General features: G+C 44.4%; 1 pseudogene. It reads left to right on the top strand.

Going from position 1 to position 2,348, the window contains the following annotated elements:
• A pseudogene (locus tag ACUTSE_RS18090) lies at positions 1-2,348 on the top strand (RHS repeat domain-containing protein); the annotation flags it as partial.

Raw genomic sequence — 2,348 nt, 5'->3', positions numbered from 1 at the left:
TATCAAAATCAACTGCTTCGACTCTCCACAGGGGAGCAGTATTTAGTGGAGGGTGATAACGATGATTATCAAGGCGAAATCACCGTCAAACAAAAGAAGCTCAACAACTTTATCTTTGAGCGCTTCAATGGGGATGATGATCAAGAAGGGTATTATAAAGTGACCTATAAATCGGGATTGGTTGAGATTTTAGATAGCCCCTCTTCCTCTTCTTTTATCAAGAATACCGTTAGCATTCAGACTTATGAAGGTCATGCGGTTTACTTAAAATGGATAGGGAACGATGCTCGTTTGATTTCCATTGCGGATGATCACCATACTTTAGTGGAGCTTCGTTACCATGATCCTAATACTCCTGTTGTTTCCGTTTTCCCTGGAGAGGAAGAAGCCTACGAGATTCAATTTACCCTTGGCAATAATTTTTTGGAAGCAGTGAAACAGGTGGAACAGAACTACACTTGGTTTCTCTACTATACACCCCAGGGATTTATCAAGGAGATCAAACACCCAACAGGACTTGTCGAAACGATTGAATATGAAGCTGACGTTTTTCGATATCCCGATAATCGATATCCCGCGTTGCCTGCGGCTACCAAACATCGCCTTTCCCCAGGACACGGACAACCTGATCTTGTTTCTAGCTATAGTTTTACTCCCAATAACTACTTAGGCTATCAAAGTGGACTTGATTTTGAATCAGGTCGCGATAATTTATATACGGTGATGAATGGTTATGTTTATGGTTCTAAAGTGGAACAAATCCAAGGTAATTTGACTATTGAAACAGAACGTACCTATAATAGTTTTCACTTAAATACCAGTGAAGTAACAACTTTTCGCACCACTTTCCCTAATGAAGTAAAGAGCATACAGGTTGATTTGGAGTATTATGCCATTATCGGAATTTCCTTTGAGAATCAACCCAATCAGTTTCAATTGGTTAAACAAAAGACTACGACCTGGCGAGATTCCAGTGGAACCCGTCAAGAGGTTCACCTCACTGAATTTGATGCAGACGGAAATCCTACCTTGGAGATTCAACCCAATGGCAGTCAAACCACCATGACTTGGTACGATGCCGATGGAGAACGCGGTTGTCCGGCAGAGCCCCACGGTTTTGTGCGCTTTTTAAAAGAAAGTATCACCATTCCCAATCAGGATGACTACGATACGCCCATTCAAATGGAATCCTATACCTATACTAATTTAGGAGATTCCGATTTGATTGTCGCCGAGCAGTTGTCCAAATACAGTGATGATGAATTGCTACAAACGCGCTTTTTCGAGTATGAGCAGGATTCCAGTAGTTTGGATTATGGGCGTATGACCTTTATTCACGATAAATTATACGCCGATGGAGCGTATTCTACGGCTTATGATTCCTATCAAGCCTTTGAATTTATCGTTGATGGAGATGAACTAACGCAAGAGACTATTTTTACCGGTCATGATGGTTGTGAGGCCGCTACTAGCACTACTTTGAGTGCTTTTACCCAACGCGTATTGAGCGAGACTAGTGCACAAGGGGTTGTGAGCTCTTATAGCTATGATTCGATGGGTCGAATCTTGCGCTCCACTCAAGCGGCAGGTACGGCATATGAAAGTTCTACGTATTGGGAGTACGAGCTCACTTCTAGTGGTCCTGTGACGCATTATACCGATGCTTTGGACAATCAAGCGAAAGTGTATTTCGATGGCTTAGGCCGCGAGCTGCGCAAATACGGCTTGGATCGCAAGGGAAGTGGTCAATGGGAAGAAATTCTCAGTCAGGATTACAATGCAGCGAGCCAAGCCAGCCAAAAAACGGTTCGCGATGTACAAACCTCCAATAACCGAAACGCTACTTATTCCATCCGCACCGACATCAATTACGATAGTTGGGGGCAAATGGCGATGCTCCAGTTTACCAATGGGATAAAAGCCCATCAAGAAGACAATCTCGTTTGGTTAACTTCTTCGCGCTGGCAAAGTGGAGGGAGTATGCGCAGCGGACAGTGGAAAAAGACGATGCACTACAAGAGTCAGCTCTTAGAAAAAGAGGAGCGCATCAACTTGCAAGGACAGGTTGTTGGAACTAAGTTGTACGCTTGGGATGGCTTGGGGCGTTTGCGCGAAGAAGTCGATGAACTAGGACATCGCGTAGAACGCACCTATGATGCCTATGGGCGCGTACTCACCCAAACCCTACAAGACGGAACAACGCTCGAATATACCTATGTTCCCTATTTAACAGGAAGTGAAATCGCTCGAATTGAAGTGAGCAGCTCTGATGGGAATTGGGTGTTGGGCGAGCAAGAGTTTGACAGTTTGGGTCGCTTGCTTGAGCGACAAACCGGTGGACGCACCAC

Source organism: Myroides sp. TSA_177.3 (assembly GCF_052691955.1).
Note: the sequence above shows the minus strand (reverse complement) of the source record. Positions and strands in the feature narration are given on the sequence as shown.